This is a genomic window from Lentzea sp. (assembly GCF_035525475.1).
Taxonomy (GTDB): domain Bacteria; phylum Actinomycetota; class Actinomycetes; order Mycobacteriales; family Pseudonocardiaceae; genus Lentzea.
This window is the reverse complement of record NZ_DATLEC010000148.1, coordinates 1-4,576: the sequence shown is the minus strand read 5'-3', so window position 1 is coordinate 4,576 and position 4,576 is coordinate 1. Positions and strand designations below refer to the sequence as shown.

6 protein-coding genes and 1 tRNA gene are annotated in these 4,576 nt (G+C 68.4%); 4 read left to right on the top strand and 3 right to left on the bottom strand.

Annotated features, from left to right (window positions below; all coding sequences use genetic code 11):
* Both VM306_RS24415 and VM306_RS24410 read left to right on the top strand, forming a co-directional pair.
* On the top strand, positions 1-245 hold a 245-nt coding region (locus tag VM306_RS24415; protein ID WP_325519003.1), incomplete at its 5' end, for a hypothetical protein.
* Between the two features lie 261 nt (positions 246-506).
* Entirely contained in the window at positions 507-1,364 is an 858-nt protein-coding gene (locus VM306_RS24410) for an oxygenase MpaB family protein (RefSeq protein WP_325519001.1), read from the top strand.
* Here VM306_RS24410 and VM306_RS24405 read toward each other — a convergent pair.
* Positions 1,319-1,780: a GNAT family N-acetyltransferase gene (locus VM306_RS24405; RefSeq protein WP_325518999.1), complete on the bottom strand. Its 462-nt coding sequence runs from the start codon at positions 1,778-1,780 to the stop codon at positions 1,319-1,321. The genes VM306_RS24410 and VM306_RS24405 overlap by 46 nt on opposite strands.
* 107 nt (positions 1,781-1,887) lie before the next feature.
* Between VM306_RS24405 and VM306_RS24400 the strand changes: the two genes are divergently transcribed.
* Together VM306_RS24400 and VM306_RS24395 are read left to right on the top strand one after the other, a co-directional pair.
* A tRNA-Ile gene (locus VM306_RS24400) sits at positions 1,888-1,965 on the top strand.
* 187 nt (positions 1,966-2,152) lie between these two features.
* A complete protein-coding gene (locus VM306_RS24395) occupies positions 2,153-3,022 on the top strand; it encodes an exodeoxyribonuclease III (RefSeq protein ID WP_325518997.1) in 870 nt (289 codons plus the stop codon).
* Here the strand turns inward: VM306_RS24395 and VM306_RS24390 are convergent.
* Complete coding sequence (locus VM306_RS24390; RefSeq protein ID WP_325518995.1) at positions 3,000-3,938, bottom strand: HNH endonuclease signature motif containing protein; 939 nt, start codon at positions 3,936-3,938, stop codon at positions 3,000-3,002. The genes VM306_RS24395 and VM306_RS24390 overlap by 23 nt on opposite strands.
* An 18-nt stretch (positions 3,939-3,956) precedes the next feature.
* A partial coding sequence (locus VM306_RS24385; RefSeq protein ID WP_325518993.1) for a HAMP domain-containing sensor histidine kinase occupies positions 3,957-4,576 on the bottom strand: 620 nt, incomplete at its 5' end.

The following is a 4,576-nucleotide window of genomic DNA, read 5'->3' as shown; positions in this document are numbered from 1 at the left end:
TCACCAGCGTGCCCGCAGCAACCGTCACCGAGTACGCGAAGGAGCTGGACGCCCTCATCGCGGCACTCGTGATCTACCGTCACGCGGAGATCCGCCCCGCCTCGAAGTCCAAGAGCACGAACCTCGCAGTGGCCCAGTGCGCGTGCCCGAGGAAGATCCGCGTCGCCAAGAGTACGCTCGCTGAGGGTCCGATCACGTGCGGCAAGTGTGGTGCCGACTTCGAGGCCGAGGACGAGGACGAGTAGCCCTCTCAGGCAAGATCATTTCCACACTTTACCCTCATAAAACAATGACAAATGTCGATATTAATTGAAAAGCGAAGAGCATTTGCAAACGATAACTTCGCAGATGAGACCAGGTTTCGACAAGCAATGACAGGCAACGCGATGACGAGAATTCAAATCGCAGGGTTACTGGTTCGAGTCCAGTTGGGGGAGCTTCCGCCGAGACCCTAGTCCATCGACTGGGGTCTTTTGCTTTGTCCGGCCTTCGGCCAGCGTGGGTGCATGGCCCGCTTCGCGAACCTCCGCCGCATCTCCTCGCTCGACCCCGTCGCCGACCACGAGGAGATCATGCGGATCTCCGCGGGCCTGGAGTTCCCCTGGGACTACCAGAAGTCGTTGGAGATGGCGCTGTTCCGCACGTACTGCGTCCCGACGATCTCGGGCCTGCTGGAGCGCACCGGCGAGTTCGAGCGGCGTCCGCAGAAGCGCTACGACGACACGGCCGTCCTGATGGCCGAGCTCGTGGAGCACGGCTACGACTCGCCGCGCGGCCGTGAGGCGTTGCGGGTGGTCAACCGCCAGCACGGTCGTTACGACATCTCGAACGACGACATGCTGTACGTGCTGTCGACGTTCGTCTACAACCCGATCGAGTGGTTGTCGCAGTACGCCTGGCGCCCGCTGACGCGCAACGAGCAGCTGGCGTCGTTCCACTTCTACCGCGCGGTCGGCGCCCGCATGGGGATCCGCGAGATCCCTTCGAACTACGACGAGTTCCTCAGCTTCAAGAAAGCCTACGAGCAGCAGCACTTCGTCTTTGCGCCGTCGAACCGCCGCATCGGCCAGTACACGCTCGACCTGTTCTGCTCGTGGTACCCCTCGGTGCTCAAGCCGGCCGTCTCACGCGCCGTGATCGCGATGCTCGACCCGCTGATGGTGCGAGCCTTCGGCTTCACCGCACCGCCGTCGTGGGTCGGCTTCGCCGGACGCCTGGCGTTGCGCGCACGGGCGCTCGTGGTGCGATGGCTACCCGTACGCCGTGAGGTGAAGCTGACGCGTGCGCGCAACCGCACCTATCCCGGCTACCCGGACGGCTACCGCCCGTCGGACCTGGGCGCGAGCTCCAGCACCGCGCGCTGACCGTTGAACACGAAGCCCAACGCCTTGAGGAACTCGTTGCCGGGCTTGAAGTCGTCGAGCCGCACGTGCGCACGCGTGACACCGGGAAACCGCTCGCCGAGCGCCTTGACCATCTCCGACCCGATGCCCCACCGCCGCAGGTCCCTGGGCACCAGGAAGAACCCGACACTCACCTCGCCGGGCGCGGGGTGGTCCAGCACGAGGTCCACGAACCCGATCATGCCCTCGGCCTGCGCCACCAGCAGGTGCTTCTGCTCGAACGCCGCCCCCTCCGGCAACGCGTAGAAGAGGCTCTGCACGTCACCGGGCCCGGACGGGTGCCCGGTGGCGGCCTGGAACCAGTCGTCGCAGTCGGCGAACAGCCGCAGCACCTCGGGCTCGTCCGCAGGGGTGAAGTCGCGGAGGGTCAAACGCACGCGTGCAAGCCTATGTGTCGCTCGCCACGGGGGCGCGCAAGACCCGTTCGGCGTGATCGGTATCCTCCACCACGCAGCGTGAGCCAGGGGACGGGTGCCGCTGCGAGGGGGCAGTAGCTCAACCGGTCAGAGCAGCAGACTCATAATCTGTCAGGTTGTCGGTTCGAATCCGACCTGCCCCACCATCTTGACCTGCGGCGGCTCGTTCTCCCGAGATTCGCTGACCATGGTGCTGTCCATGGGTCAGGGGGCGGCGATGTCCTGAAGGCCGAGTTCGACGACATGCGTCAGGAGATCCGCAGCCACCAGACCATCGCGAGCGCCGTGATGGCTCGGCGGCGTTCCATGCGGGCTCTAGCCGCGGTGACTACCGTGGAGCGGGTGCGAGTGGCGACCTGGAACGTGAACTCCGTCAAGCAACGCGTGCCCCGCCTGCTGCCGTGGCTCGACCAGCGGAAGCCGGACGTCGTGTGCCTGCAGGAGACCAAGCTGGCCGACGAGGCCTTCACCGCTCTGCTCGGCGACGCCTTGAAGGAGCGCGGCTACGAGGTCGCGCTGTTCGGCGAGACGCAGTGGAACGGTGTGGCGTTGCTGTCCCGCGTGGGCCTGGACGACGTCGAGGTCGGCATCGCGGGCGCTCCGGGCTTCCCCGAAGTCGAGGCCCGCGCCGTGGCCGCCACGTGCGGCGGCGTGCGCGTGCATTCGCTGTACGTGCCCAACGGCCGTGAGCCCGAGTCGGACCACTACAAGTACAAGCTGGAGTGGCTGGCCGCGCTGCGCGACGTGCTGGAGGCCGGCCCCGCGGACGCCCTGGTGTGCGGCGACATCAACATCGCACCGGCCGACGCCGACGTCTTCGACCGCGAGGCCTTCAACGGCCACACGCACGTCACCGAGCCCGAACGTGCCGCATTGCAGGCCATCGAGGCGTTGGGGTTCCACGACGTCGTGCGCGACCGGTGGCCCAACGAGCGGATCTTCAGCTACTGGGACTACCGGGCCGGCATGTTCCACCGCGACCTGGGCATGCGGATCGACCTGATCCTCGCGTCCAGCTCCGTCGCGCCTCGGGCGAAGGCCGCGTGGATCGACCGGCACGCCCGCAAGGGGAGCGGACCCAGCGACCACGCGCCGGTGATCGTGGACTTGGACGAGGCGCCGGACGGGGACATCGGGCCCGTGGTGCCGCCGCCCTCGTCGCCGGGCGCGAAGAAGAAGGTCAAGCTGCCCCAGGCGAAGTAGGCCGCGCCTGCTCCCAGTGCGTGCGCAGCCATTCGCGCTGCGCACGCGTGGGATCGAGGCCCAGCTCCTTGCCGTGCAACTGCCCGTAGTCCTGCAGGTGCCGGATGTCCACGTGCACGTCCAGCCGGCGGGTGTCCGGGTTGACGGCGAGCAGGCCTCGGTCGAAGAGCCGGTGCAGGTCGCGGCGCAACAGGAAGCCGCCGTCCTTCCTGTGTTCACCGATCTCGGCGTAGCTGTAGAGGTGCGCGGCCTCCAACGCGTCGGCGGGAGCCGGGCCGGAGAACGCGCATTCGCTGCCGTACCGGGCCAACAACTTGCCGCGGAACGCGCTCTGACCCCGTCGCACCCGCACGACCGCCGTTGCGTGACCGCCCGCGACGTACTCGGCGGCCGCTTCCAACGGCGCCAACGCGAGTTCTCCGTCGAGAGCGGCGTGGAAGCGGTCGTAGTCGAGCGGGCGCAGGCTCAGCTGCGACTTCGGGCTCAGGCACAACGCCCTGAGCTGGGCGCCGTCGAGCCTGCCCTCCAACTCGACCCAGCCGGCGCCGTGTCGGGTGCGGTACGTCTTCACGGTCTTCTCGCGCGTGCGGGGCACGTCGAACTCGTGGCCGCAGTTGTAGCACTTGAGCCGGGGGAGAGCCGTTGTGCGCGTTTCGATCCGCGCCTTGTCGCACTGCGGGCAGCTGTGCACGTCCTTCTCCGCGGTGCCCTCGTCGATCTTCTCGATCACCGACGCGCCGAGCAGGTATCGCTTGTCCCACAGGACGATGACGTGGCCCTGCGCGGGCTTCCCGTGGTTCGGGACCGTGTCGTCCCAGCTGTAGTGCGACGACGGGTCGTCGTCGTAGCCGTCGTTGCTTGCGCGCGCACGGTCGTCGCCTGCCGCCAACATCAACCACGCGGTCGTGTCCCCCATGGTGGACAGATCGGAATGTCACCCGATCGTGTTAGCGGGTCGCAGGGTCACGGTGAAGGCGGCGCCGCCCTCCGGCGCCGGACCGGCCGTGATCGTCCCGCCCATCCGCGTCACCAGGCCGTGCACCAGCGCCAGCCCCACGCCGGTCCCCACCGGCCGCGACTCCTGGTACCGCGCGTGCAGCACCCCTCGGCCGAACGCCACCGGGTAGTCCTCGGCGGCCAGGCCAGGGCCGCCGTCGCGCACCTCCAGCACGGACGACAGGGCCAGCACTACGGGGCGGTCGGCCGGGGTGACGCGCAGTGCGTTCTCCATCAGGCCGTCGATGACCTGGCGCAACCGGCGTGCGTCGGCGTGCACGACCGGTGAGGCCGAGATCTCCAGCGAGAACGCCACACCGCGGGCGTTGCAGCGCGCGTGCCACACCTCGGCGGCCGAGCGCACCACCGGCTCCAGCGACACCACCGCCATGTCCAGTTGGAAGTCGTCGGCGCCCAGGCGGGCCAGGTCCAGCAGGTCGGTCACCAGGCGGTCCAGGCGGCGGGCCTCGTCGAGGATCACCGTGCCGACGGGGGCCACCTGGGAGCCCGTGACGACGCCGTCCGCCAGGGACTCGGCGAAGCCCGTCACGGCGGTCA